Here is a 22815-nt window from a genome sequence, read left to right on the forward strand (position 1 = left end):
AGAGACAAGGAATGCCGCCATGACCACCGCACGCGACATCATGACCCCGGAGCCCGAGTGCATCGACGCCGATTCGACCGTGCTGGACGCGGCGAAGAAGCTGGCGCGTCTGGACGTAGGGGCGCTGCCCATCTGCGGCTCCGACCACAAGCTGAAGGGCATGCTGACCGACCGGGACATCGTCACCAAGGTCCTGGCCGTCGGGAAGGACCCCGCGACCTGCAAGGCCGGCGAGCTCGCGCAGGGCGAGGCCGTCACCATCGGCGCCGACGACGACGCCGCGGAAATCCTCCACACGATGACGGAGCACAAGGTCCGCCGTCTGCCGGTCATCGACGGCCACGACCTCGTGGGCATCGTCGCCCAGGCGGACGTCGCCCGCGCCCTTCCGGACGCCAAGGTCGGTGACCTCATCGAAGCCATCTCCAGCTGACGGGCGACGCCTGACCGGCCCGCTGGCGGTGAGCCATGATCGTGCGCGCCTCGAACGTCGGAGAGCGCCAGGAGACCTGTGACGAGCGCGCGGATCGCCTGTGGCTGGAGCTTCTGCACGAGGTCAGGGTGCTCCTGACCGCCGTCCAGCTGTTCCTGACCTTTCTCCTCGCCGGGGCGTTCACACCGGTCTTCGGCCGGCTGACGGCCACGGACCGCATCCTCTACGTCGTGTGCGTACTGTGCGGAGCGGCTTCGATGGCGGCGCTGACGGGCCCCGTGGCCCTCCACCGGATCGTGACGGGACGCAACGTCAAGCCCGAAACGGTCTTGTGGGGGGCCCGTCTGGTGGCGGCGAGCATGTTCCTGCTCGCCACGATGACCGGGCTCGGTCTGCTGATCGTGCTGCGGCAGCTGACCGGGCCCGTGGCGGCCCTCCTGCTCGACGCGGCCCTGGCGTTGTGGTGTTCGAGTTGCTGGCTCTTCCCCGCCCTCGTGCTGCGTCGCAGCCCGTACCGGGCGAAGTGAAGGCCGGGCTATCCGTGGGTCCCCGGAACGGCCTCCGAGCTGATGGCCCGCCGCACGAGCTTCTCCGCGACCTCGGTCGGGCGCTTGCCGTGGGCGGCCGCGTAGGCGATGACCTGCTGGCGTGCCTCGGCCGGGCTGATGTCGGCGGTGGCGGCGATCATGCCTGCCGCGGTGTCCAGGAGGGCCTTGCCCGAGAGGGCGGACTGCGTACGCGTGACGATGTCGAAGGGACGCAGCGGATCCGGGTTCCAGGTGACGACGGCGGTGGCCGCCGTGTCCGCGAGGCCTTGCAGGAGGTGGGCCTCGGCCGGGGAGAGGGGCGTGGGGGTGTGGGCCAGCAGGTTGAGGGCTCCGACCCGCTGGTCGCGGACCCGCAGGGGCAGTGCGTGGGCAGCCCGGTAGCCCGCTACCTCGGCCAGCGGTGTGAAGGTCGGCCAGCGCTCCGCGTGGTCGGTGAGGCTCTGGGCGTGGACCGGCTCGCCCGTGGCGTAGGCGTCGACGCACGGGCCCTGCTCGATCTGCGCCTGGAACATCTCGGTCACCTCGACCAGGTCGGAGGTGGCCGCGACGGGACGCAGCCGGCCGCGCGCATTGGCGAGCATCACACCGGCCGCGTCCATGCCGGTGAGCCGGACGCTGTGGTCGACGAGACGGCGGAGCAGGACCTGGGGGTCGATGATGTTCTGTTCCTCCGCCGCGTCCAGCCAGCCGGCCGGCCGCTCGCCGCCCGTGTCCTCCTGGATGGGCAGGGCGACCAGGGCGGTGGTGATCGCGTCGGCGGCCGGGAAGGCGAAGGACATGTCCCGCGGAGACAGCGGCCCCGGGGTGTCCCGGTAGAGGTCGAGCGTGCCGACCGCCATCCCACCGGTTCCCAGGGGCAGCGAGAACATCGCCCTCACGCCGAGCGCCACCGCCTGCTGGGCGAACACGGGCCACCTCCGCGCTTCCTGACCGCCGGTCAGGTCGGCGGCGAGAAGGCCTCCCGCGCAGGTCACAGCCCCGCACAGGGTTGCGCCACGGCGCGTGTCCGGCTTATGCCCATCGCCCACTGCACGGCTCTCCTCTCGCCCGGTTCACGCCGGATGGCACGGGTCGCGGAGACCGGCCCGTACACCGCACCGGCCGCGGCACGACCGGCCCGCGGGGAGTACCCGCGGGCCGTGCCGCCCTGCAGCACGGCGAGGAACGCGGCGTGCGCACCGGCCCACTCCCGCCCAGCGGCCAACCCGTCCGTGACCAGTCCGTCGGCGCGGTCGAGGTCCAGTACGGGGGAGGCGGTCTGCGGGGGAAGCCGGGCCAGGGCCTCGGCGAGCGAGGGAGAGCGGCGGGTGATCGCGGAGCGCCGACGCGACGCGCAGAGGGTGACCACGGCCAGAATGCCGTAGGTCTCGAGGTGCACGGCATACGGGGTCATTGGGCTTCCCATGTCGGGGCGGCAGCCCTGGACGCCTGGGCCGGAGCCAGGCGATTCCGGAGCACGGCCACAGCGGCCGTGTGTGTCCGGCGTTCAAAGCCACGCAGGCACCATCCGCATGCCCCGGCCCGCCCACGAAGGGGGGACGGGTCGGCGAAGCCTCAAACCGACGGGGTCGAGCTTTCCATCACCTTCAGGATCCCACCTGGCCGGACGAAAAGAGCCGCCGGATCCCGCCCGGCCCCCGCAGCCGCGCGGCCACCGGGGCCCGCTGCGCGGTTGCCCCGCGCCCGGGGCCCGGAGCCGTCGCGCCTCAGCGCCGACGGCGCCTGCGGCCGGGCTCCTCGTCCTCCGCGCACGGCCCCCGCAGCCGCGCGGCCAACCGGGGGGCCGCTGCCGCGCGCGCCGCGCACGAGTGGCCGCGCCTCGGGACCCAGGCGACCACCGGGCCACCGGGGCTCTGCCGCGCCGCCTGAGCGGCCGGGAGGATGCCCTGACCGGCCGCGTACACGAGCCCGCCAGACGTCCTCCCGCGGCTGCCCCGCGCCCGGGGCCCGGAGCCGTGCGCCTCAGCGCCGACGGCGCCTGCGGCCGGGCTCCTCGTCCTCCTCGTCCTCCTCAGCCTCCGGCTCGTCCTCGTCGAATTCCTCTTCCTCGCCCTCCCCCGCGCCCTCGTCCTCGTCTTCCGGCTCGTCCTCGTACTCGTCGTCGTACTCGTCCTCGGGGTAGTCCTGCCCCTCCTCCGCGTACTCCTCGCCCTCCCCCTCGTCCTCGTACTCTTCCGCCTCGCCTTCGTCCTCGTCGGATTCCGGGCCCTCGCCCTCCTCCCCTTCCGGCTCCTCGGAGGCGGCTTCCTCCTCCTCGAGGGCTTCCTCGTGGGTGACGACGACTTCGCCGTCCTGGATCTCTCCGCGCCAGCCCTCGGCTTCCTCGGTGGAGAGGGTGACGTAGCGGTCGAAATGCTTCAGGTCCAGACGCAGTCGTCGCCCCTGGGCACGCCAGATGTTTCCCGTCTTCTCGAACAACCCGGCGGGGTAGTACTCGACGACCACGAGGATGCGGGTCAGCGAGGGAGCGAGCTCGTGGAAGCTCACGCAGCCGCGCGTCGTCCCCTTGGGCCCCGAGGAGGACCACACGATCCGCTCGTCGGGGACCTGTTCCTCCACGGTCGCCTTCCAGCTCCGCGTCGAGGGGCCCACCTTCACCTTCCAGTCGGAGGTCGTGTCGTCGCTCTGCGAGACGCTGCGCACACCTTTGGCGAAGCTGCTGAAGTTCTCGTACTGGGTCCAGTGGTCGTAGGCGGTACGCAGCGGTACCCCGACATCGATCGATTCGACGATGTTGATGACTTTGGTGCCGCCCTTACGGCCCTTGCCCTTCCCCTTGCCGCCGAGCAGGTTGCTGCCGACATCGGTGACCTTGTCCTTGAGGCCTCCGACCGCCTGTCCCAGAACGGCTTTGACCGGAGAGTCCCCTTTGAGGAGTCGTCCTCCGATGCCGGCGAGCGAGCCGCCGTTCTCCGCCACGTCGTAGAGGCCGTCGGTGAGATCGCCGACCTTCTCCACGGCCTTGTCCGCGAGCTGATCGGCCTGCGCGGAGAGGTACGAGGTGACTTCCTCCATCAGTTTGTCGAGACCCGACTGGGCGCCCTTGGCGCCACGCTCCGTGGTAGCCATGGTTCACCTCCGCGAGGCCGGCTTGCGGCGGGCCGTCGTCTTCTTGGCCGCCGTCTTCTTGGCGGGGGACTTGGAGGCGGGGCGGCTCGCGGTGCTCTTCTTCGCCGTGGTCTTCTTGGCCGGCGGCTTGGCCGCCGCCTTCTTCGCCGTCGCCTTCTTGGCGGGGGCCCCGCGCGCCGTGGAGGAAGAAGCCTTCTTCGCCCGCGGCTCTGCGGCCTTCTTCGCCGGCGCGCGCTTCGAAGCGCTTCCGGTCGCGGCCTTCTTCGCGGGGGCCGCCTTCTTCGCGGCCGGGGCCTTCCTCGCCGGGGCCTTCTTGGCCGGGGTCGCCTTCTTGGCGGGGGCCGCCTTCTTGGCGGGGGCGGCCTTGGCGGGGGCCTTGCGCGCCTGCGTACCGCGCGATGCCGCCTTGGCGGCGTGGCCCTGTGACGTCCGGCGGGCGGGCCGACGACGAGCTCTCGGTGGCTCTTCCTGCTCCTCCGGCTCCTCCGGCTCCTCCGGCTCCTCGCGATCCTCCGGCTCCTCCGGTTCCTCCTCTTCCTCTTCCTCTTCCTCCTCTTCTTCCTCCGGCTCCTCTTCCTCGTCCTCGGGCTCCTCCTCGCCTTCCGGCTCTTCCTCCTCGGCGCCCTCGTAGGGCTCCTCCTCCTCGGGTTCCTCCGTGTAGCCCTCTTCCTCGTCCTCGTACTCCTGCTCGTCGTCCTCTTCGGGGCGGCGCGTGAGGGCGAGGGTCCTGTCGTGCAGGGTGTCGGCCAGCTGGGACAGCTGGCGGTTGGCGGCGGCCTTTATGGCTTTGCGGCCGGCGTCCATGGCCTCGCCCTTGATCTGCTCGCCCAGTTCGGCGACCTGCGGCATCTCGCCGAGCTTCTTCACGCCCTGCATCGCGAGTTCGCGCGGGTCGAGGCCGAACTGGCGGCCGAGGGCGTACGTCGCCAGGCTGAGGGCCATTCGTCCCTTTTTGGCCCGGCCCAGTATGTAGCCTCCGAAAATGGCGGCCACCAAGGCGATCTTGGTCGTGTCCTCCATGAGCCTTTCCCTTCACCGAGTGCGCGGGCCGTCGTCACCCTCGTTTCGCACGGTCAAGAGGCGGCTGCTCCACCTGGCACCAGATATGCCTGCTATGCAATGAAAATCTACATTTCGTCCGAAAAACCCCGTTTGATGACTGTGTGACCGGGCAGTCCCCAAGTCAATCCGCGAGGGGAGCGGGCTCATGGCCTCAGCAGAGCCGACGCGCCGACGCCGGTCTCCGGACGACGGCGATGCCTCGGACGCACGGCCCACCCGGCCCGGCCGCAAAGGCCCGGCCGGCAAGGCGCCGGCGCGCCGTGGCGTGACTGGCGCGGCCGCGGCCATGCGCCTGGCAGCCGAACAGCTCGCTCAGCTGCTGGGACGCGTCCCCGATTCGGTGTCCTCCCTCCGCCCCACCGAGGACGGCTGGGAGGCGCAGGTCGAGGTCGTCGAGCTCGAGCGCATCCCCGATACCACCAGCGTCATGGCCAGTTACAAGGTCACGATCGACGAGGAAGGCGAGCTGATCTCCTACGCGCGGACCCGGCGGTACAGCCGGGGCATGATCGACCGGCTGGCCTGAGGGGCGGCCACCTGAAGGGAAGCGGACATGACTGTGATGCCGCAGGGCGGAAACAGCCTCAGCAGGGGCGCGGGCGGAGGCGGGAACACCAGCAGCCTCTATGACGTCCTGGAACTGATTCTCGATCGCGGTCTCGTCATCGACGTCTTCGTCCGCGTCTCCCTGGTCGGGATCGAGATCCTCAAGATCGACGCGCGCATCGTCGTGGCGAGCGTCGACACCTACCTGCGCTTCGCAGAAGCGTGCAACCGGCTCGACCTGGAAGCCGGCCGCAAGGCCCCCGCCCAGCTGACCGACGTCGTGGGCGGCATGGTGGAGAGCGGCGCCAGCGGCAAGAGCAAGGGCGCACTCAGCGGTGCCATCGAGGGAGTCAAGCAGTCCCTGACCGGCAAGTCGGACGAGGAGGAGGAGCCGGAGGAGGAACCCGAAGAGGAAGAGGCTCCCCGCCGCCGTCGGCCCACCCGCCGGCCCGTACGCCGCGAGAGGGAGTAGACGATGGCTCTGTACGTGTACTCGATCATCGATGCCGCGCACCCCTGCCGGCTGGACGGCCTGACGGGCGTGGGAACGGACCCGGCGCCCCTTCGCACCATCACGGCCGGGCGGCTGCGCGCGGTCGTCAGCGACGTGGACGAGGAGATCAGGCCCAAGCGCCGCGACCTGGCCGCCCACCAGGAGGTCCAGGAGCGGCTCATGGCCGACGGCACGGTCCTTCCCCTGCAGTTCGGGTACACCGCCCCGGACCACGCCACGGTCACGGAGGTGCTCCAGGAGCGCGCCGACGCCTACCTGGACGCTCTGGAGAGGCTCCGGGGCTGCGCGGAGTACAACGTCAAGGCGTCCCAGGACGAGAACGCGCTCCTGCGCGAAATCCTCGACGACTCCCCGCAGGCACGGGAGCTCAACGACCGGATCCGGGGCGGCGACCCCGACCCCAGGCTGCCACTGCAGCTCGGAGAGCTCGTCGCCGGCGAGGTCCGCGACCGGCAGGAGGCCCTGGCCGCCGAGCTGGTCCAGGCCCTCATCCCCCTCTGCCGGGAGCACAGCGTCCGGCCCCCGGCCGACGGCGACATCCTCAGCCTCTCCCTCCTGGTACACGACGACCAGAAGAACCGCCTGCTGGAGGCCGAGGGCGAGCTGGCCCGCACAACCGACGAGGTTTCGTTCCGCTTCGCGGGGCCCCTGCCCCCCTACAGCTTCGTGTAGAGCCCCCGGAGGACCCCATGGGACTGCTGAGCGCTTTGCTGACGGCGCCCCTGGCGCCCGTACGGGCCGCGGTGTGGGTGGCACAGCGGATCGCCGACAAGGCCGAGGAGGAGTACTACGATCCCGCGCCCGTATGGGCCGCGCTCGGCGAGCTGGAAGAAGGGCTCCGGCGCGGCGAGATCGACCAGGACACCTTCGACCTCGCGGAGGACGAACTCCTCGACCGCCTCGACGAGATCACGCGATACCGCCAAGGCCTTCGGTGAGGCAAGGCCCAGGCACTGCAGGGACCGGTAGGCGTGCCCGGTCAGCGGAAGGTGTCCGCGGCCTTCTCCTTCGTCTCACGGGCCTTCCCGCGCGTCTCCAGCGCCGCGCCCTTGGCCGCCAGGGTCTCCTTGCCCAGCGCGTGCGCCGCCTTCCGCAGGGCCTTCCCCGCGACTTGTTCCACCTGGGCCATGACCTTCTGATTGGCGCTCATGTCGGCCCACTTCCTCCAGTGCGTCCATGCTCCTTCCTGGAGCCCCACGGCTCCAGGCGCTCAGGCGTATGTCCGCATTGGCGCCCTTCAAACGGTCTTCCGGCAGATCAGCGTCGTGGGGCCGGGACGAGGCGCACGAGGGCGTGCAGGACGGCGTCGATGCCGTCCTCGGCGGGTTCGGGCGTCACGTGGGTGAGCAGGCGGGCCAGCGCGTGCAGGAGCGGGGGCGAGGCCATGACGCGGCGGTGGAGGAGCGGCCGGAAGCCGTACCGGGCGAAGACGAGATCGCCGGCGAGGTTGCCCAGACGGTAGTACCGGCCCCAACGCCGGCGGATCTCCACCGGATACTGTCGCAGCGCGTGCTCCCGCCGCGGCCCCGCCGGCCTGGCCAGGGCCAGGGCGATGGTCTGCGCCGCCACCTCGGCGGCCTCCATCGCCTGCGCGATGCCCTCGCCGCTCCAGGGACTGACCATGCCGGCGCTGTCCCCGACGAGCAGCAGGCCCCTGCGGTACTGCGGCCGCCGGTTCATTCCCGTGGGCAGGGGCGCGCTGCGCAGGGGCGAGACGGCGTTCTCCTCCCGGACGCCCCATTCCGCGGGCAGGCGGGGCAGCCAGTGCTCCATGGCGGCCCTGAGGTCCACCGGCCGGGACCGCCGCTGCGGCAGGGCACCGAGGCCGACGTTGACGCGCCCGTCGCCGAGCGGAAAGACCCAGCCGTAACCGGGCAGATCCAGTCCAGTCCGCGGGCAGCGCAGATCGGCCCACAGCTCCAGGTACGGATCGTCGGTGCGGACCGGGCTGTGGTAGTAGCGCCGAGCCGCTGCCGCGACCGGCCGACGCGGATCACGTTCGAGTCCCAGGGCCACGGCGGTCCGTGCGGAGGCGCCGTCGGCCGCGATGACGAGCGGCGCCCGGTAGCGGACCGGTTCCGCGTCCGGCCCGCGCGAAGCGGCCACACCCGTGATGTGCCCCGCCCTGTCGGTCAGCGGGGCCGTCACCTTGACCCGGGTGTGCAGGCGCGCCCCTGCGGCACGCGCGTGTGCGGCGAGCAGATCGTCGAAGTCGTGCCTGCTCCGTGTGAGCCCGAAGTCGGGAAGGCTGCCGAGCCGTGGCCAGTCCAGCTCCACCTGCTCGCCTTCCCGCACCCACCGCATCCCCCGGTTGCGCATCCAGCCGGGCGTGTCGATGTCCACGCCCAGCCGCACCAGCTGTTGCACGCCGCGGGGCGTCAGGCCGTCGCCGCACACCTTCTCCCTGGGGAACGAACCCTTCTCCAGCAGGAGCACGTCCACCCCCGCCCGCGCGAGGTGCGCCGCGGCAGCCGAACCGGCCGGTCCCGCCCCCACCACGATGACCTGCGCCTCGTCGTCCCACGGACCCTCCGGCCGCGCACGGCTGCCGTCGGGTGCACCGTCTCCGTCTACGTCGTCACGTTCCGTGCTCACTCCCCCACTATGCCGCCTCGCGTGCCGCCCGGGCCCTCCCGCGGGCCGAGACCTGACATGGATCCGGTCCGAGCGGGCAACCGCTTCCTCCGAGCGGGTGATACCACGCGTGCGGCCGGGCGCCGCCGGGGCCCGTGGGGCACCCATCAGGTCGGGCCGGACCGGCCCGACAGGAATCCACATGGAGGCGATATGGGACACGGCGGAAACGTCATCGACGAGCTGATGGCCGACCACCGGGAGGTGGAGGAGATGTTCAGCCGCATCCAGGCCATGAGCGGCACCGGGAAGGAGCTCCGGAACGTCATCGACGAGGTCACCATCGAGCTGGTGCGCCATTCGGTCGCCGAGGAGCAGTACCTCTATCCGGCGGTGCGCGAGCACGTCGACGGCGGCGGGCGGCTGGCGGACAAGGAGATCGAGGACCACGGCCGCGTCGAGAAGATGCTCAAGCGGCTGGAGAAGATGAGTACCGACGACGCGCAGATGAGCCCGCTCCTGCAGCAGCTCATGGAGGAGGTCTCCGCCCACGTCCAGGACGAGGAGACCAACCTCTTCCCCATGCTGAGGCGGGCCTGTACCCCGCAGCAGCTGGACGATCTCGGTGACAAGATCCGCCGCGCCAAGGCGATGGCGCCCACCCGGCCGCATCCGGCCGCACCGAGCTCCCCGATGGCCAGCAAACTCCTCGCACCGGGCGCCGGCCTGGTGGACCGGGCACGCGACTTCGTGACCGGCCGCGGCAAGTCCTGAGAACGCCCCGGAGGCGGCGGGCCCGGAGGCGCAGGTCCGGGCCCGCCGCCCCAGGGCGGACGGTGACGTGCGTCATGCCGCGCGGCCGTCCCCTGCGGCTACGCTGGTCGGCCACGAGCGGAGCGGCGCAGCTTCGCGCCGCAGCTCGCGGACCCGGTGCGGGTCAGGGCGAGCACGCCCCCCGAGGAAGCCCGTGTCCGCCGATCTCACCCCTGTCATAGCCGCCGGCACCCGCTGGCTGCTGACCGCCTTCCCGCCCGCCGCCGGCGCGTTCAGCCGGGCCCTGGCCGAGGCACAGGCGAGGCAGGCCGTCGCCCTGGCCGCGGCGCTGCGCTACCCGACTCCGCTCGACGCACAGCTGCTGCACCTGCTCGGCCCCGGCGGGAGCGCCCGGCTCGACTGGGTGACCGGCGCCGATCACGGCAGCGGTGAGGTGTCCGACGCCGATGACTGGCGCACCTGGGTGGACGAGACCGTCGTCAGCTGGGCCGCCTGCCTCCTCGCGGACCCGGCCCTCGCCGCCGGGGCCCACCGCCTCGCCGGCCGGGCACAGGCCGGCGAGGTCACCCGTCTCACCCGCCCCGGCGACCACGAACACGACGCCGCGCCTCTGCTGCGCCATCCCGACCTGCTCGAACCGGTGGCCGCGCTCCATCGGCCGGTGCTGCTGGACCTGCTGGACAGCGAGAACGCCGCTCTGGGATGACTTGCGGGGGAGGGCTGCGAGCTCAGTCGCCGGGTGCCCAGAAGTCCGTCAGGGTCCCGCTGCCCGGGGAGAGCCGCTCCCAGCCTCCGGGCAGGTCCACGACCACCACGCCGGAGGTCGGGAACCCGTCCTTCACCCGCTCCAGAAGATCCGCGGGGCCGCTCCCGCACAGGCCGGCGGCCAGTTCGTGGATGCCTTGGTTGTGACCGACCAGCAGCAGCGAGCCGAGGCCATGTCCCCGCTCCTGCAGTACGGTCACCAGCATGCTCGGGGGCGCGTTGTACAGCCGCTCGTCGTAAACGGCGGGCGGTGGGTCCGGCAGCGCGGGGACGGCGAGCTGCCAGGTCTGGCGCGTCCTGCGGGCCGGGGAGCAGAGCACCAGGTCCGGGGTGTGGCCGGAGTCGGCGAGCCAGTGGCCCGTTCGCGGCGCGTCGGCCTTGCCCCGCTCGCTCAGCGGACGGTCGAAGTCGTCGATGGGCCGGCCCTTAGGTACGGCCTTGGCGTGCCGCACCAGCAGCAACCGGCATGCGGCCGCCCCGTCGGAGGCCGTCGGCACCGGCCCGGGTCCTGCGTGCGGGGACATGGCGTCTCCTTCCGCGTGGTCGCGGCTACGAGCTCGTGAGCACCTGCGGCGAACGGTTCTTGATCATGGTGTTGGTCCAGCGGAGCTGTCTGAGGGTCCGGGGGTGGCAGGACGACACCAGGTCCAGGAGGGGCTCGTCACGGCTTGCCCGGGCGGCTTGGCCGAGCATCTCCCAGAGCAGCGAGCACTCCGCGGCCGCCAGGTGGAGCGCCGCGAGGTCCCGCAGGAGTACCAGGCCCTCCCCCGAACCGCCGTCGGAGGCTGCGAGGGCGTCGACCGGACTTCCCTCCGCCCTCGCGCCGGTGACGGTGCCGGTGCCGCGCGACGGTGTGGCGGACGGGGTGCCGTGCTCCTGGGCGGCCTCCGCGAGCCGGGCCGCGTGCAGGTGGGACCAGCGGGCCAGATCGGCCCCGATGAAGTGGACTTCGGGGTCGTCCGCGTACCGTTCCGCGGTGGCGAGCAGCTCCTGCTCCAGACGCCGTTCCGCGTCGCGCAGGGCGCCCAGGGTGAGGGCGATGCCGTTCACGTCCGCCTCCCGTCCCCGTCGCCGTCCTGTCCGCCGGCCGTCTGGGTGGCGTGTGCCCAGGGGCCGCCGATGGTGGCCGGGACGCCGGTGTCGTGAGGGGCCGAGGCCGTCGTCGTGGGGGCGGGGGCCGGGGTGGCGCCGCCCTTCTCCACCAGCTGGACCCGGGCCGCGGCGAGCTTGAACAGTGGTTGCTTGGAGGCCGGGTCCCAGTCCGTCGGCGTGGTCTCGTTGGCGGCTCTGCCGGGCCCGCCGTCGGGCGGACGGTGTCCCTCCGGGGTATCCCAGTACCCGTAGTGGAACGGCACGAAGACCAGTCCGTCGCGTATGCCGGTGACCCTGAGCCGGCCCCGGAGGGAGCCGCGCGCGGTGGTCACGTCCACGAGGTCGCCCTCGCCGAGACCGTGGGCGGCCGCGTCGGCGGGTGACATCTCGACCCAGACGTCGGGGGCCGCCGCGTTCAGCTGGGGCGCGCGGCCCGTCTTGGTCCTGGTGTGGAAGTGGTACAGCGTACGGCCGGTCGTCAGCTGGAGCGGGTACTCCCGCGAGGTCTCCTCGTGCGGGGGCAGGTATGCGGCGGCCTTGATGACCGCCTTGCCGTCAGGGTTGAGGGACCGGTACTCCACCGCCTCCACCGAGGCGCCCGTGACGAGGTCCTTGCCGTAGCTCTCGCCGGTGTCGGGGTGCGCCCAGGACGGTCCGCCGGTGTACAGGCGCTCGGTGCCGTCCGGGTGGCCGGCGTCGCACGGCCACTGGATCCCGCTGCCGCCGCGCAGCCGGTCGTAGGTCAGGGCGGTGTAGTCGCAGGGACGGCCGGCGCTGCAGCGCTTCCACGCCTCGAACGCGGCCTCGGGGCGGTCCCAGGTGACCAGCGGCCGGCCGTCCTTGTCCCGGAAGTCCATGCGCCGCGCGTAGTCCAGGAAGATCTCGAGGTCGGGCCGGGCCTCGCCGGGCGGCTGCACGGCCTTCGCGCTCAGGTGCACGGTGCGGTCCGCGTTGGTGAACGTGCCGGTCTTCTCGCCCCATGCGGCCGCCGGGAGGACGACGTCGGCGAGCTGCGCGGTCTCGGTGGGGAACAGGTCCTGGACGACGGTGAACAGCCCCTCCCGGGCGAGGAGGGACCGGATGCGGGCGACGTCCGGCAGGGAGACGGCGGGGTTCGTGCCGCTGATCCACAGGAGCCCGATCGACCCCTGCTCGGCGTAGCGGAAGATCTGCATCGCCGGTGTCGGGGGCGCGTAGTGCGGGATGTCCTGCGGGGTGACGTTCCAGATGCGGGCGAGGTCGGCGACGTGTTCGTCGTTCTGCCAGTTGCGGAAGCCGGGCAGGTCGCCGTCGGCTCCGCATTCCCGGGTGTTCTGGGCCGTGGGCTGCCCGTTCATCTGGAGGACTCCCGCTCCCGGCCGGCCGAGCATGCCGCGGATCAGGTGCAGGTTGTTGACCTGTACGGCGGCGGCCGTCGCCTGGTGGGACTGGTAGACGCCCTGCAGCACGGTGGACAGCAGCCGCTCGGCGCCCCCGAGGATCTCCGCCGCCTCCACGATGGCGGCGGCGGGCACGTCGCAGACGTCGGCGGCCCACTGCGGGGTGCACGACGCGACCTGCTTCTCCAGCTCCTCGAAGCCGACGGTGTGCGCCTCCACGTAGTCGTGGTCGACGCGCCCGGTACGGATGACCTCGTGCAGCAGGGCGTTGAGGAGGGCGACGTTCGTCCCGGCCCGGGGTGCCAGGTGGACCGCGGCGCGCCGGGCCACCCGGGTGGGCCGCGGGTCGGTGCAGACCAGCAGCGGCGGGTCGGCGCCTTCGAGCCGGTCCAGCATGCGGCACCACAGGACGGGCTGCGTCTCGGCCACGTTGTGCCCGAACAGGGCGATCACGTCGGCGTGGTCCACGTCCCCGAAGGAGCCGGGCTGCCCGTCGGAGCCGAACGACTCCTTCAGGGCTTCGCCGGCGGTGGCCGTGCACAGCCGCGTGTTGCCGTCGAGGTGGTTGGTGCCGATCCCGGCGCGGGCGATCACGGTCAGGGTGTAGTACTCCTCCAGGAACAGCTGGCCGCTGGTGTAGAAGCCGATCGATCCGGGTCCCCTCCGGTCGAGGAGTTCACGTGACCGCGCCACCACCCGCTCCATGGCCGTGTCCCAGTCGCATTCGGTCAGTCGTCCGCCCTCCCGGACCAGGGGCCGGGTGAGGCGGTCCGGTGAGGCGTTGGCCTGCCAGCCGAACAGGTCCTTCGGACCGAGACGCCCCCGGTTGACCCGGTCGGCGGCACGGCCCCGCACTCCGACGATGCGCCCGCCGCGGACGGCGATGTCCATGGCGTCGCCGTTCGAGTGCAGGACGGAGGCCGCCTGTGTCCAGTGCTCGACGTCGGAGGGAGTCGTGCCGGGCTCCAGGTACGTGTCCGTGCGTTCGGGCCAGTCCGTGCCGGGGGCGTACGGGGTACGGGCCCCCCACGGGTCCGCGATGCGGTCCACCGATTCCTCCACGGGTCACCTCCACCGGAGCCGGGGGTGTGCACGGCTCACGGCGCCTACCCCCGATCCCCCCGCTCAACCGACGGCTCGTCCGCCCGGGTTTGCGGCACGTCTTCGAGGTGAACACGGGAGGGCATGAGTGCCTCGAGGAAATACGACGATGCCGCGGCCGTGCCCGCCCGGTCCGGCGCGGGCCGGACCGGGCGGACCCGTGAACGGGTGCCGCGGAGCCTGACCCTGCTGCCTGCCCCGCTGGCCGAAGGGACGAAGGGCCTGGTCCAGGCCGTGCGCGGAAGTCTCCGCAGCAGCGGCCGGCGTGGGGCCGGGCTCCGGGACCGAAGGACCCGGGCCGTCGGCACGGCTGCGGGCGCCGTGGGCGGCGCCGCCGCGGCGGTCTGGTTCTGGACCCACCGGCGGCGGGCCGTTCGACCGCACGGGTGACCGCTCCACCCGCCCGGGGATCCAGGTCAGCCCAGGGTGCGCAGGAGGAGCAGCGCGATGTCATCGGTGGTGCGGGAGGCCGGGCCGGAGCTGTCGAGCACGGCCTCGACCAGGTCGTCGAGGCGGCTGCTCGCGTTGGCGGCGAGGACGGAGGCGAGCGCGTCCGTGCCCCGCTCCGCGTCGACGCCGGCGGCGGTGGGCTTCTCGACCAGGCCGTCGGTGTAGAACGCGATCAGCGTGCCCGGCGGGAGCTCCAGCCGGGTGACCGGGCAGGGTGCGGGGGCACCGGCCCCGAGCAGCGGGGCCGGATCGAGATCGACGCGGCGTGGCGGGCTGCCGGGTACCTGCAGCAGCGGCGGCGGGTGTCCCGCGCTGGCGAGGGTGGCCAGCCCGGCCGCGAGGTCGATGTGGGCGTACAGGCAGGAGGCCAGGAGTTCGGTGTCCAGGCCCTCCAGGAGGCGGGCCGTGCGGCAGAGGACCTCGTCGGGCGGCGCGCCCGCGGTGGCGCGGACGGCGGTGCGCAGCTGCCCCATGAGGGCGGCCGCTGCGACGTTGTGGCCCTGCACGTCTCCGATGACGGCGGCCACGGTGGTGGCGTCCAGGACGATGACGTCGTAGAAGTCGCCCCCGATCTCCATTCCGTGGCCGGTCGGCAGGTAGCGTGCGGCGATCTCGAGTCCGGGCACGGTGGGCAGGCGGTGCGGGAGGAGTGCCTGCTGGAGGCCGTGGGCGAGGTCGTGGGCGCTGTCGTACAGGCGGGCGCGGTCCAGTGCCTGGGCGATCAGGCCCGCCAGCGAGGTGAGGACGGCGCGTTCGTCCGCGGTGAAGGCGTGCGGCCGGTCGTAGGAGAGGATGCAGCAGCCGACCGGGCGGCCGGAGATCATCAGGGGCAGGTAGGCCCAGGCCTGCTTGTCGCTCAGCAAGGGGGCGCGGGGATAGGCGTGGGCCATTTCGCGGGGGCTGCCGAAGAAGGCCGGGGCGCCCGTGGTGAGCACCCGCCCCGCGGGAGTCAGCTCCGTGTCCAGGGGCAGGGCGTCGAGGCGGTCGATGGCTGCCTGGTCGTATCCGTGGTGGCCGGTGATCTTCAGTCGGCCGGCGTCGGCCGCGGAGAGGACGAGGGCGTCCGCCCCGAACGCCGGGAGGATCTGGTGGGCGACGAGATCGACGACGTCGCGGACGGCGATGGTCTCGGTCAGGGCGGCCGACAGGTGCAGGAGCTGGAAGACCCGCCCCACTTCGACTCCGGGCTCGGCCGGCCCCGGCCGGGGGCGGCCGGAGCCGGGGGCGGGGGCGGGCTGCTCCGGCGCGGCGGCGTCGGGGTCGGTGATGCGGACGCTGATGCCGCTGGCGTCCGGATACAGTTCGAGGCGCAGACGGCCGTCGGGTGGTCTGGGTGTGGTGATCTCGACCGGCTCCCGGCTGATCACGGCCGTACGGTAGCGGTCCTCGACCAGGGGGACGTCGAGCCAGGGTAGGGACTGCCAGGGCCGGGTGCCGACCAGTTGGGCGGCGCTGCGGCCGAGCAGCTCCGCGGCGGTGCCGTCGAGGAAGGTGATCCGTCCCTCCAGGTCCAGGGCCATGGCGCCTTCGGGAAGCCGCTCGGCCCAGTCCGCGGCGGGTTCGGGGCCGGCGTTGCGGCGCGGCGGTGCGGCCGGGACGACGCGCGGCTGTTCGGGGGCCATGGCCATGGCGGTCCCCGTCCCCGACCCGGTCCCGGTCCCGGCCCCGGTGCCGTCCAGGATCCGTGCGAGGCGGCGGGCTTCCGCGGCGATGTGGTCGAGTTCGCGGCGGGTGGCGTCCACGGGGTGCCGGGCGGGCCACATCAGCAGCAGCGCTCCCCACGGTCCTCGGCGGCTCGGCAGCGGGGCGGCCGCGAGCGAGAACTGGTACGGCAGGGGCACGGCGACGCGCGGATAGGTGTGCGCGAGGTCCGCCTGGGAGCCGACCCACACGAGCCGGTCCTCGCGGACCGCGTCGGCGACCGGGGTGTGGGCGTCCACCGGTATCCGCTGCCAGGGGCGGGCCACGTCCAGCGGAATGCCGCAGAGCACCGTCAGCGCGAGGCTGCCCCGCCGTGTCCGCTCCCACAGGTACACGGCGCCGCCGGAGGCTCCGGTACGCCGGACCGTCTCGGCCAGGGCGCCGTCGAGCGGCGCGGTATGCGCCGGTGCCGGTTCCGCACCGGCGCCGCCATCGCTCGAGTGGTCACCGCGGCCGGTCAAGACTCACCTCCGGGGACGGTCGCCCTGCGGACGCGGCACCGGACTCCGGGGGTACGGCTGCTCGCGCACGGTACGGCCCGTCCATACCAGCCGCGTGCCCGGACCGCCGGGCCTGAAACGGAAGGCGTCCGGTATCCGGCCGACGTGAACGCGCCGGATGCGGGTAGGCGACCCGAGAGGGAAAGGAGATCGCCATGCCCCGTGGATCCTCCCCGAAGAGGGAGCGCCAGTACGAACACATCAAGGAGTCCGCCGAACGGCGCGGCGAGCCGGAGGACCGCGCCAAGGAGATCGCCGCCCGGACGGTGAACAAGGAACGTGCCCAGGCCGGCGAGTCCAAGACCGCCAGCCGCTCGTCCCTCGAGGACATGCCGGCGCCGAAGCGTGGCGGCATGCGGTCCCACAGCGGCGCCCAGGGCCCCACGAAGGACCAGCTGTACAACGAGGCCCGGCAGCGCAACATCAGGGGGCGCTCACAGATGGACAAGGCCGAGCTGAAGCGCGCACTGGGCCGCTGAAGCCCGTACCTCCGCGGGGAGCCGTCGCGAAAGCCGTCGTGACACGCACCCGGTGATCATGACTGCGCGCGCATCGAGCAGAATGCACACGAGCGAGCGAGAGCGAGCGACGGCCGGTAACAGGATGAAGGAGCATGCGCGTTGACCGTGGACGCGGAGAGGCGTGAACAGGTACGACCGTTCATGCACAGGGAAGAGCAGCTCGTCGCGGCGTGTTCCTACGAACTGGGTCCGGGGGTGCCGACTCCGCCCGAGTCGCTGGTGCCCCCGCCCCAGCCCTCCGAGCTCCAGCGGCGCATCGAGGAGAGACTGCCCCAGCCCCTGCGCCGGCTGACCCGGTCGCGTCTGCTCGATCCCGGCCGGTCCCGGCCCGCGGCCGCCGCGAACGCCGTGGACCGGCTGCCGGACGCGGTGGACGACCTCGGTACCCGCATGATGCACGGCAAGAGCATGGAGGGCGGCTGGCAGAGCGCGGCCGGACACTTCGTGATCAGCCTCGCCGGCGCCCGCGGTTCGGCCACGGGCGGCGTGCTCGCCGTCACCGACCGGCGCTGGCTCGCCCTGGCCGACGTATCGCCGCTGTGGCAGCTCACCCCCGTGATGCGGCAGGCGTGGGATGCGCCCCGGCAGGCCGTCGCCACCCTGCGGGTCAATCCCAGGGGAATGATCCAGAAGGGGAGGATGGACATCGAGTTCACGGACGGCTCGTGGGTCGCCCTGCTCGCCTCGCCCGCCGCCCACGCCGCCGCCTTCGCGGCGGAGGCGGCCCGCTACCGCTGACGGCCGGTCGCCCTGTCACTCGGGCAGGCGCCTGCGCCGGGTGAACAGTGCCCGGCGCCGGCCCTCGCGGCGCTTCGCCGCGGACGGCCAGGGCCCGCGGGATTCGAGCTCGTCGGCGAGCCGGGACAGGAAGGCGCGGAACTCGGCTTCCCCGAAGGGCTCTTGGCCGGGGTAGGGGTCGAAGGTGCTCGCCAGGGGCGCGTCCCGCGTCAGCACCGCCCGCAGCGCGGCCACCTGCTCCCCCATGGGCCGGTCGGAGATCGGTTCGACCTGCATGGCCGTCGCGTACCGCCGCACCAGCTCGTCGTCGAGCCCCGCGCCGCCCCCGTGGTACATCGCCTGGTACAGGATGCAGTTGACCAGCCCGTACGCCCATCCTTCCGCCCCAGCCACCTCTGAGCCCCCTTTCACCGACGGCCGTCGAACCAGCCGTCATCGGCGATGTCGGTGGGACCGTCTAACCTGCGATCCATGATCGAGGGGGAATACGCCGTTCCGTCAACCGGTGCGCTCGCCGACGAGGTCGCGGCCGTCCTGGCCGGCCGCCGCGACCCGGGCGTGGAGACGTTCGAACGGCTGCTCAGCGCCGTAACGGTGCACGCCCACCGGGACCGGGAGTCGCTGACCGCGGCGTTGAGCTCCGTCCCCCTGGAGTGCGCGGCGCGGCCGGACCCGCAGGTGGCGCGCCTCGCGGGCATCGTCGGCGCCGCGGTGGGACCCGTACGCGCCGGGGAGTCCTGGGAGGACGCCGGGGCGGGCTGGCTCGAACTGTGCCAGCACGTGGCGCTGGACTACGTCGCGGGGGCACGGGCGGGCGAGCTCCAGGCACGGCTGCGGTCCGGCGACCCCGTCCCGTTCCCGCTGTCCGTGCCGAGCGGGCCGACCGGCGCGGTGGAGCCGAGCCAGTTGGTCGAACGGCTCGCACGGTACGCGCGCCTCGGGGTGCGGCCCGGGCCGGCGGACCTGGGGCAGGCTCTGCTCCGGTGCGGCGGCCCCGTCGACGGCGCAGCCGTGCGCGCCGCGGAGAAGCTGGACCTCGGGGAGGCAGGCCGGGTGGCCGACTGGCTGCGGCGGGGCGGGCTGCCGCAGCCGGCGGGGTGGCGGGAGCGCGAGTCCGGCGTGGCGGAACGCCCCAGCAGGCGGCGGGGTGCGCGCGCCGGGCGCCGGATCCTGGTGGGGCACGAGGCGATCGAGGGCCGCGGGGAGTTCCCCCGGCGGTTCTGGTCACTGTTCCGGAAGTTCGAGCCCGGCATCTCCTGCCCGCACCGGTCCCTGGAGGCCTTCCGGGACGCCCACACGGTCGCGGCCCTGCCCTGGCACCCGGAGATCGCCGCGGCCCGGCTGCTGACGGGCGTCGCGTCGGCGGCCGACCAGGACGGCGGCCGCGGGGCTCCCGCCTTCCTGGAGGCCCTCGCCGACGCAGGCGGACCGGCCGGACCGGCCGTGCACCTCGCCGTCGCCTACGGGCTCGCCTCGGTTCCCCGGGAGGACCGGGAGGCCGCCGTACGGGCGCTCCTCCGGCTGGCCGAACGGGGCGGGCTCGACGCGGGGCTGCTCGGCCGGGAGCTCGTCGAACTCGTGGGACTGGGCACGCTGAAGGTCGACCTGCTGACCGACTCGCTGGGGTCGGCGGCCGCCGACCCGGCGGGCGCCGCGGCGGTCTGGGCGGTCCTGGCCGACGCGCTCCCGTCCCTCCTGGCCCGCACCCGGCCGCGGGCGCACGGCGCGCTGCTGGCCGTCGCGGCGCAGGCCGCACGGCTGTCGGGGGCCCGCGGCGAACTGCCCGAGGTGACCGCCCTGGCGCAGCGGCCGGGCTCGTCCCGGCTCCTCAGGGAGGCCCGACGGCTGCACGACACGCTGGCCGGGCAGTGACTACGGGGTCCGCCGCCGGTCGGCCGCGTCGAAGCGCGCGAGGGTGAGCGCACCGGCGTGCAGCGCCCGCTCCAGGGCCGGGGCGAGACCGTCGTCCAGGCCGCCGAGGGCCTCGGCGGCCTCCTCCACCGCGTCCCGGACGACCTCGGCGGCGACCTCCTCGACGGGGGTACGCGGCCCCAGCTTGCTGACGGCCGCCGCCGCCCGGGCCGGGGTGAGCAGCACGGCGGCCTGGCCGAGGAGCCAGCCGGGCACTCCCGCCGCGCCCTCGGCGGGCGCGCGGTACGGGCGCGAGCCGTCGAAGCGGTCGTCCTCGGCGAAGGAGGGGTGCTTGAACTTGGCCACCGGGCGCGCGGCGGGGCCCGTGCCGTCAGGACTCCCCCACCCTTCGGCGGGTTTGACGACGAGCCCCTCCGCGAGGTTGCCGGGCAGTTGGGGCAGGCCCAGCAGGGCCGGCACGCGGGTCGGGAACACCGGCGTCCGCTCCTGCACCAGGGCGAGCGTTCCCCGGGCGATCAGCGGGGCGCAGTGCAGGCCCGCGGCGCCCGCCGCTTCCCGCAGCGCCCGGTCGCCGACCCAGCGGGTTCCGTCCCCGGCCGCCTCGACCGTGGCGTCGAACGGCAGCCAGAGCAGCCCGGGCGCGTACCAGACGCCGGTCTGCACCGGCTCCGTACCCGGGTCGGGCGGTACGTCCGGGTGCGGGTACCGCCCGCCGGCCAGTTCGCCGTAGACCGTGACCGGCGCCGAGGGGCCGGTGCCGTAGGCGCGGCGCAGGGCGGCGGCGCAGCGCTCCGCGGCAACGGCCAGGCCCGGCCAGATCCGTCCCACGCCGAAGAAGTCGTCGAGGCCGCTCTCGCCCAGCAGTTCACGGCGCTTGGCCGGGCGCGCTCCGGCCCTGTCGCAGACGACGGCGAAGTTCGCCCCGTGGACCTTCTCCGAGGCGACCCACTCCCGGGCCGCCGGCGTCTCGCCCAGCCGGACCCGGGAGGGGATCTTGGGGTACGGCGACCAGCCGCTGTCAGCCGCCATGCCGACCGCCGCCGTGCTGGTGCTGTTCGGGCAGCTGGCTGTCGGGGTGCGCCCACAGGAGCACGTTGTCGGGGCGCTCGTCCGCGAAGAAGGCGAGGACCTCTTGGTCCGAGTGGCGCAGGCTGAAGTGGGTGAGGACGAAGAGGGTGTCCGGGTGGGCCTCGACGACGGGCCGCAGCCGGCTCCACACCGTGTGCCCGACCCGGTCGGCCCGGTCCAGCTCCGCGTCGTCGAGGTAGGTGCACTCGGTGATGACCACGGGGTAGGCGAAGAGCCACGGGTTGTCCTCGAAGACGCTCACGTGCGTGTCGCCGAGGAACGCGAACAGCGGCTTCAGCACCTCCTGTTCCACCTCGGCGCCCTCCTTGCGGCGCTGGGCGAGGATGCGCCCGAGCTCGGCCCCCCTGCCCTGCTCGGCGAGGGAGCGCCGCAACTGTGCGTATTCGGGCAGCAGTTCCCTGCGGCGCTCGGAGAACGCATAGCCCACGCACGGCACCTTGTGCGCGCACTCGACCACGCGTACGTGGTGCCCGCGGCGGCCGAAGGTGAACTCGTCGCCGCCGCGCACGCCGTGCAGCCGGCAGTTCGCGGCGAGGGCCGGATCGTATGCCGTGCCGTGGTTGAGTTCGGCGGAGGCCCGCAGGAAGCGCTCCACGTACGGGACGGCGGGGGCGGGGAGGTGGATGTCGACGCCCGCGGGCCTTGCGGCGAGGTGGTCGAGGTCCTTGGAATGGTCGTGGTGGGTGTGGGTGAGGAAGACCGTCTCCGGCTGCCGGCCTTCCACGAGGCCGGCGTCGAGCGCGCAGCGCAGTTCGGGAACGTGGAAGAACGTCTTGTCGTTGGCGCGCGAATACCCGGTGAGCGTCAGCTCGGTGCCCGGTATGCGCCAGGTCTTCCACTGGCGGAAGGGGTGTCCCCGCTCCAGCAGTTCGGGGTGGGCGGGGGTCCGCCCGGGGGCCTGTGCCATCGGTGCCGGTGCCTCCGTCGAGCCGCCGCGGTCAAGGTGAGCGCCCGATCGTAACGGCCGGTGCCGCCGGTCGGCCGGTGGTTTTTCCGCGGGCGGGCGGCCGGTCGCCTTCCCCGGCGGGGCCGGGGGCCCGCTCACAGCCATCCGCACCGCTGCGCCTGGATGCCCATCTGGAAGCGGTTCTCGGCGCCCAGTCGGGCCATGAGGATCTGGAGCCGGCGGAAGAACGTGCGCCGGCTGACGCCCAGTTCACGGGCGATGACCTCGTCGCTCGCGCCTCCGGCGAGGAGACGGAGCAGTCGGCGGTCGGCCGGCGGCAGGCCGGCCGGGCGGGTGGTGCGGCCGTGCAGGGGCAGGGCCGTCTGCCAGGTCTGCTCGAACAGGGCGAGCAGCGCGGAAAGCAGCCCGCACGGCTGCACCACGAGCATCGTGTTGTGCACGTCCGCCTCCCTGATCGACAGGGACACCAGCGCGTACGCCTCGTCGATGATCACCAGCTTGACCGGCACCGACGGCGCCACCTTGGCCTGCTCGCCGGCCTCGATGCACGGTTCGATCGCCGTCTCCAGCTGCCCGGGCACCTCCAGCGACGCCCTCGAATAGACCACCCGCTGGGTCACGCCGCGGGCGAGCGTCGCCAGCGCGTCGTCGGTGGCGCCGACCAGCGGGAAGTACGGCGGCGAGTCCAGCTGCCGGATCTGCTCGCGGGCGCTGGCCCACGCGTGGCGCATCCTCGGGCCGATGGCGTCACCCGTCACCACCTCGACGAGGTTGTCGTTGTACGCCGCGAGCCGCTGGCGGCGGAACGACTCGAACGCGCCGCCCACGGTGATCCGCGACTCCTCCAGCTCCGCCGCCCGGTGCCGCGCGAGGATCTCCAGGCCGGCGGCGGGCGGCACCGGCGCCACGACGTCCGCGCCCTCCTCGGCGGCGCTGGCCAGTCCGGCGTCGACCAGCTCGCCGTAGGCCGCGGCGAGCCCGGCGCCGTCCAGTCCGGCCGCCTCCCCGATCGCGCCGAGCGGGGCGGGGGCCAGTTCCAGGAGTGCCAGGTACACGCGGCCCGCCGCCGGGTCGATCCCCAGCAGCCGCAGGGCCTCGCCCAGTTTCGTGTTCGCCATGTACGGCATTATCGACGCCCGCGAGGCGCCGGTGGCTGATCAGTGCCACTGACACCACAGCT

The 22815-nt window shown here is 73.3% G+C and carries 25 protein-coding genes; 11 read left to right on the forward strand and 14 right to left on the reverse strand.

The annotated features are described in order from the left end of the window. The first annotated feature begins 19 nt into the window (after positions 1 to 19). Together ACZ6Y1_RS30880 and ACZ6Y1_RS30885 are read left to right on the forward strand one after the other, a co-directional pair. A complete protein-coding gene (locus ACZ6Y1_RS30880; RefSeq protein WP_469637321.1) occupies positions 20 to 433 on the forward strand; it encodes a CBS domain-containing protein in 414 nt (137 codons plus the stop codon). 35 nt (positions 434 to 468) lie between these two features. Then, positions 469 to 960 carry a DUF6328 family protein gene (locus tag ACZ6Y1_RS30885; RefSeq protein ID WP_469637324.1) on the forward strand — a complete coding sequence of 164 codons (492 nt, stop codon included), beginning with the start codon at positions 469 to 471 and terminating at the stop codon, positions 958 to 960. Positions 961 to 968: 8 nt separating this feature from the next. On the opposite strand, the gene ACZ6Y1_RS30890 is transcribed toward ACZ6Y1_RS30885, so the two are convergent. The 4 genes from ACZ6Y1_RS30890 to ACZ6Y1_RS30905 all read right to left on the reverse strand — a co-directional run bounded on the left by ACZ6Y1_RS30890 (position 969) and on the right by ACZ6Y1_RS30905 (position 5070). Beyond that, positions 969 to 1889 (reverse strand): GAF and ANTAR domain-containing protein, encoded by a 921-nt coding sequence (locus tag ACZ6Y1_RS30890; protein WP_469637328.1) that lies wholly within the window; start codon positions 1887 to 1889, stop codon positions 969 to 971. 62 nt (positions 1890 to 1951) lie between these two features. Beyond that, positions 1952 to 2374, reverse strand: coding sequence for a hypothetical protein (locus ACZ6Y1_RS30895; RefSeq protein WP_469637331.1), 423 nt, complete (start codon positions 2372 to 2374; stop codon positions 1952 to 1954). Between the two features lie 569 nt (positions 2375 to 2943). Further along, the gene (locus ACZ6Y1_RS30900) at positions 2944 to 4050 is read right to left on the reverse strand and encodes an SRPBCC family protein (protein ID WP_469637334.1); all 1107 of its coding nucleotides are present in this window, start codon (positions 4048 to 4050) and stop codon (positions 2944 to 2946) included. Positions 4051 to 4053: 3 nt separating this feature from the next. Beyond that, a complete protein-coding gene (locus ACZ6Y1_RS30905; RefSeq protein WP_469637337.1) occupies positions 4054 to 5070 on the reverse strand; it encodes a histone protein in 1017 nt (338 codons plus the stop codon). Between the two features lie 187 nt (positions 5071 to 5257). Between ACZ6Y1_RS30905 and ACZ6Y1_RS30910 the strand changes: the two genes are divergently transcribed. Genes ACZ6Y1_RS30910 through ACZ6Y1_RS30925 form a run of 4 tightly spaced genes read left to right on the forward strand, consistent with a single transcriptional unit; the run spans position 5258 to position 7110 of the window. After that, entirely contained in the window at positions 5258 to 5638 is a 381-nt protein-coding gene (locus ACZ6Y1_RS30910; protein WP_469637340.1) for a gas vesicle protein GvpO, read from the forward strand. Between the two features lie 27 nt (positions 5639 to 5665). Continuing rightward, positions 5666 to 6130 (forward strand): gas vesicle structural protein GvpA, encoded by a 465-nt coding sequence (locus tag ACZ6Y1_RS30915; RefSeq protein WP_469637343.1) that lies wholly within the window; start codon positions 5666 to 5668, stop codon positions 6128 to 6130. Positions 6131 to 6133: 3 nt separating this feature from the next. After that, positions 6134 to 6844, forward strand: coding sequence for a GvpL/GvpF family gas vesicle protein (locus ACZ6Y1_RS30920; RefSeq protein ID WP_469637346.1), 711 nt, complete (start codon positions 6134 to 6136; stop codon positions 6842 to 6844). Between the two features lie 17 nt (positions 6845 to 6861). Then, the gene (locus ACZ6Y1_RS30925) at positions 6862 to 7110 is read left to right on the forward strand and encodes a gas vesicle protein GvpG (protein WP_469637351.1); all 249 of its coding nucleotides are present in this window, start codon (positions 6862 to 6864) and stop codon (positions 7108 to 7110) included. 41 nt (positions 7111 to 7151) lie between these two features. Here ACZ6Y1_RS30925 and ACZ6Y1_RS30930 read toward each other — a convergent pair whose 3' ends face one another. After that, positions 7152 to 7322, reverse strand: coding sequence for a hypothetical protein (locus tag ACZ6Y1_RS30930; RefSeq protein WP_469637354.1), 171 nt, complete (start codon positions 7320 to 7322; stop codon positions 7152 to 7154). 107 nt (positions 7323 to 7429) lie between these two features. Continuing rightward, complete coding sequence (locus ACZ6Y1_RS30935; RefSeq protein WP_469637570.1) at positions 7430 to 8674, reverse strand: geranylgeranyl reductase family protein; 1245 nt, start codon at positions 8672 to 8674, stop codon at positions 7430 to 7432. A gap of 285 nt (positions 8675 to 8959) precedes the next feature. Between ACZ6Y1_RS30935 and ACZ6Y1_RS30940 the strand changes: the two genes are divergently transcribed. Beyond that, positions 8960 to 9520 (forward strand): hemerythrin domain-containing protein, encoded by a 561-nt coding sequence (locus ACZ6Y1_RS30940; RefSeq protein WP_469637357.1) that lies wholly within the window; start codon positions 8960 to 8962, stop codon positions 9518 to 9520. A 193-nt stretch (positions 9521 to 9713) separates the two neighbouring features. Beyond that, on the forward strand, positions 9714 to 10226 hold the full coding sequence (locus tag ACZ6Y1_RS30945) for a hypothetical protein (RefSeq protein WP_469637362.1): 513 nt from the start codon (positions 9714 to 9716) through the stop codon (positions 10224 to 10226). A gap of 22 nt (positions 10227 to 10248) precedes the next feature. On the opposite strand, the gene ACZ6Y1_RS30950 is transcribed toward ACZ6Y1_RS30945, so the two are convergent. From ACZ6Y1_RS30950 to ACZ6Y1_RS30965, 4 genes are all read right to left on the reverse strand, one after another. Next, positions 10249 to 10809, reverse strand: coding sequence for a SixA phosphatase family protein (locus ACZ6Y1_RS30950; protein WP_469637365.1), 561 nt, complete (start codon positions 10807 to 10809; stop codon positions 10249 to 10251). Positions 10810 to 10834: 25 nt separating this feature from the next. Continuing rightward, entirely contained in the window at positions 10835 to 11335 is a 501-nt protein-coding gene (locus ACZ6Y1_RS30955; RefSeq protein ID WP_469637368.1) for a hypothetical protein, read from the reverse strand. After that, the gene (locus tag ACZ6Y1_RS30960) at positions 11332 to 13818 is read right to left on the reverse strand and encodes a molybdopterin oxidoreductase family protein (RefSeq protein ID WP_469637371.1); all 2487 of its coding nucleotides are present in this window, start codon (positions 13816 to 13818) and stop codon (positions 11332 to 11334) included. The genes ACZ6Y1_RS30955 and ACZ6Y1_RS30960 overlap by 4 nt, the downstream gene beginning before the upstream one ends. 455 nt (positions 13819 to 14273) lie before the next feature. Beyond that, a complete protein-coding gene (locus tag ACZ6Y1_RS30965) occupies positions 14274 to 16469 on the reverse strand; it encodes a SpoIIE family protein phosphatase (protein ID WP_469637374.1) in 2196 nt (731 codons plus the stop codon). A 194-nt stretch (positions 16470 to 16663) separates the two neighbouring features. Here ACZ6Y1_RS30965 and ACZ6Y1_RS30970 point away from each other — a divergent pair, with 194 nt between their 5' ends. Continuing rightward, a complete protein-coding gene (locus ACZ6Y1_RS30970; protein ID WP_469637377.1) occupies positions 16664 to 16987 on the forward strand; it encodes a plasmid stabilization protein in 324 nt (107 codons plus the stop codon). Between the two features lie 183 nt (positions 16988 to 17170). Then, complete coding sequence (locus ACZ6Y1_RS30975; RefSeq protein WP_469637380.1) at positions 17171 to 17767, forward strand: hypothetical protein; 597 nt, start codon at positions 17171 to 17173, stop codon at positions 17765 to 17767. 15 nt (positions 17768 to 17782) lie between these two features. On the opposite strand, the gene ACZ6Y1_RS30980 is transcribed toward ACZ6Y1_RS30975, so the two are convergent. Further along, entirely contained in the window at positions 17783 to 18160 is a 378-nt protein-coding gene (locus ACZ6Y1_RS30980; protein WP_469637383.1) for a hypothetical protein, read from the reverse strand. A 78-nt stretch (positions 18161 to 18238) separates the two neighbouring features. Between ACZ6Y1_RS30980 and ACZ6Y1_RS30985 the strand changes: the two genes are divergently transcribed. After that, positions 18239 to 19639: a hypothetical protein gene (locus ACZ6Y1_RS30985; RefSeq protein WP_469637388.1), complete on the forward strand. Its 1401-nt coding sequence runs from the start codon at positions 18239 to 18241 to the stop codon at positions 19637 to 19639. Here ACZ6Y1_RS30985 and ACZ6Y1_RS30990 read toward each other — a convergent pair whose 3' ends face one another. The 3 genes from ACZ6Y1_RS30990 to ACZ6Y1_RS31000 form a co-directional block, all read right to left on the reverse strand. Then, on the reverse strand, positions 19640 to 20668 hold the full coding sequence (locus ACZ6Y1_RS30990; protein WP_469637391.1) for an RNA ligase family protein: 1029 nt from the start codon (positions 20666 to 20668) through the stop codon (positions 19640 to 19642). Then, entirely contained in the window at positions 20658 to 21635 is a 978-nt protein-coding gene (locus ACZ6Y1_RS30995; protein WP_469637394.1) for an MBL fold metallo-hydrolase, read from the reverse strand. Before ACZ6Y1_RS30995 ends, ACZ6Y1_RS30990 begins: the two co-directional genes overlap by 11 nt. A 134-nt stretch (positions 21636 to 21769) precedes the next feature. Then, on the reverse strand, positions 21770 to 22753 hold the full coding sequence (locus ACZ6Y1_RS31000; RefSeq protein ID WP_469637397.1) for a LuxR family transcriptional regulator: 984 nt from the start codon (positions 22751 to 22753) through the stop codon (positions 21770 to 21772). Between the last annotated feature and the right edge of the window lie 62 nt (positions 22754 to 22815).

This window comes from Streptomyces sp. NPDC053432 (genome assembly GCF_055585365.1).

Excerpts from the sequence above, each read along its gene's own strand:
- ACZ6Y1_RS30885 (WP_469637324.1), top strand. The coding sequence starts at position 469 with ATGATCGTGCGCGCCTCGAACGTCGGAGAGCGCCAGGAGACCTGTGAC.
- ACZ6Y1_RS30880 (WP_469637321.1), top strand. The coding sequence starts at position 20 with ATGACCACCGCACGCGACATCATGACCCCGGAGCCCGAGTGCATCGAC.
- ACZ6Y1_RS30985 (WP_469637388.1), top strand. The coding sequence starts at position 18,239 with ATGATCGAGGGGGAATACGCCGTTCCGTCAACCGGTGCGCTCGCCGAC.
- ACZ6Y1_RS30910 (WP_469637340.1), top strand. The coding sequence starts at position 5,258 with ATGGCCTCAGCAGAGCCGACGCGCCGACGCCGGTCTCCGGACGACGGC.
- ACZ6Y1_RS30940 (WP_469637357.1), top strand. The coding sequence starts at position 8,960 with ATGGGACACGGCGGAAACGTCATCGACGAGCTGATGGCCGACCACCGG.
- ACZ6Y1_RS31000 (WP_469637397.1), bottom strand. The coding sequence starts at position 22,753 with ATGGCGAACACGAAACTGGGCGAGGCCCTGCGGCTGCTGGGGATCGAC.
- ACZ6Y1_RS30970 (WP_469637377.1), top strand. The coding sequence starts at position 16,664 with ATGCCCCGTGGATCCTCCCCGAAGAGGGAGCGCCAGTACGAACACATC.
- ACZ6Y1_RS30915 (WP_469637343.1), top strand. The coding sequence starts at position 5,666 with ATGACTGTGATGCCGCAGGGCGGAAACAGCCTCAGCAGGGGCGCGGGC.
- ACZ6Y1_RS30950 (WP_469637365.1), bottom strand. The coding sequence starts at position 10,809 with ATGTCCCCGCACGCAGGACCCGGGCCGGTGCCGACGGCCTCCGACGGG.
- ACZ6Y1_RS30905 (WP_469637337.1), bottom strand. The coding sequence starts at position 5,070 with ATGGAGGACACGACCAAGATCGCCTTGGTGGCCGCCATTTTCGGAGGC.
- ACZ6Y1_RS30920 (WP_469637346.1), top strand. The coding sequence starts at position 6,134 with ATGGCTCTGTACGTGTACTCGATCATCGATGCCGCGCACCCCTGCCGG.
- ACZ6Y1_RS30975 (WP_469637380.1), top strand. The coding sequence starts at position 17,171 with ATGCACAGGGAAGAGCAGCTCGTCGCGGCGTGTTCCTACGAACTGGGT.
- ACZ6Y1_RS30990 (WP_469637391.1), bottom strand. The coding sequence starts at position 20,668 with ATGGCGGCTGACAGCGGCTGGTCGCCGTACCCCAAGATCCCCTCCCGG.
- ACZ6Y1_RS30925 (WP_469637351.1), top strand. The coding sequence starts at position 6,862 with ATGGGACTGCTGAGCGCTTTGCTGACGGCGCCCCTGGCGCCCGTACGG.
- ACZ6Y1_RS30900 (WP_469637334.1), bottom strand. The coding sequence starts at position 4,050 with ATGGCTACCACGGAGCGTGGCGCCAAGGGCGCCCAGTCGGGTCTCGAC.
- ACZ6Y1_RS30930 (WP_469637354.1), bottom strand. The coding sequence starts at position 7,322 with ATGAGCGCCAATCAGAAGGTCATGGCCCAGGTGGAACAAGTCGCGGGG.
- ACZ6Y1_RS30995 (WP_469637394.1), bottom strand. The coding sequence starts at position 21,635 with ATGGCACAGGCCCCCGGGCGGACCCCCGCCCACCCCGAACTGCTGGAG.
- ACZ6Y1_RS30895 (WP_469637331.1), bottom strand. The coding sequence starts at position 2,374 with ATGACCCCGTATGCCGTGCACCTCGAGACCTACGGCATTCTGGCCGTG.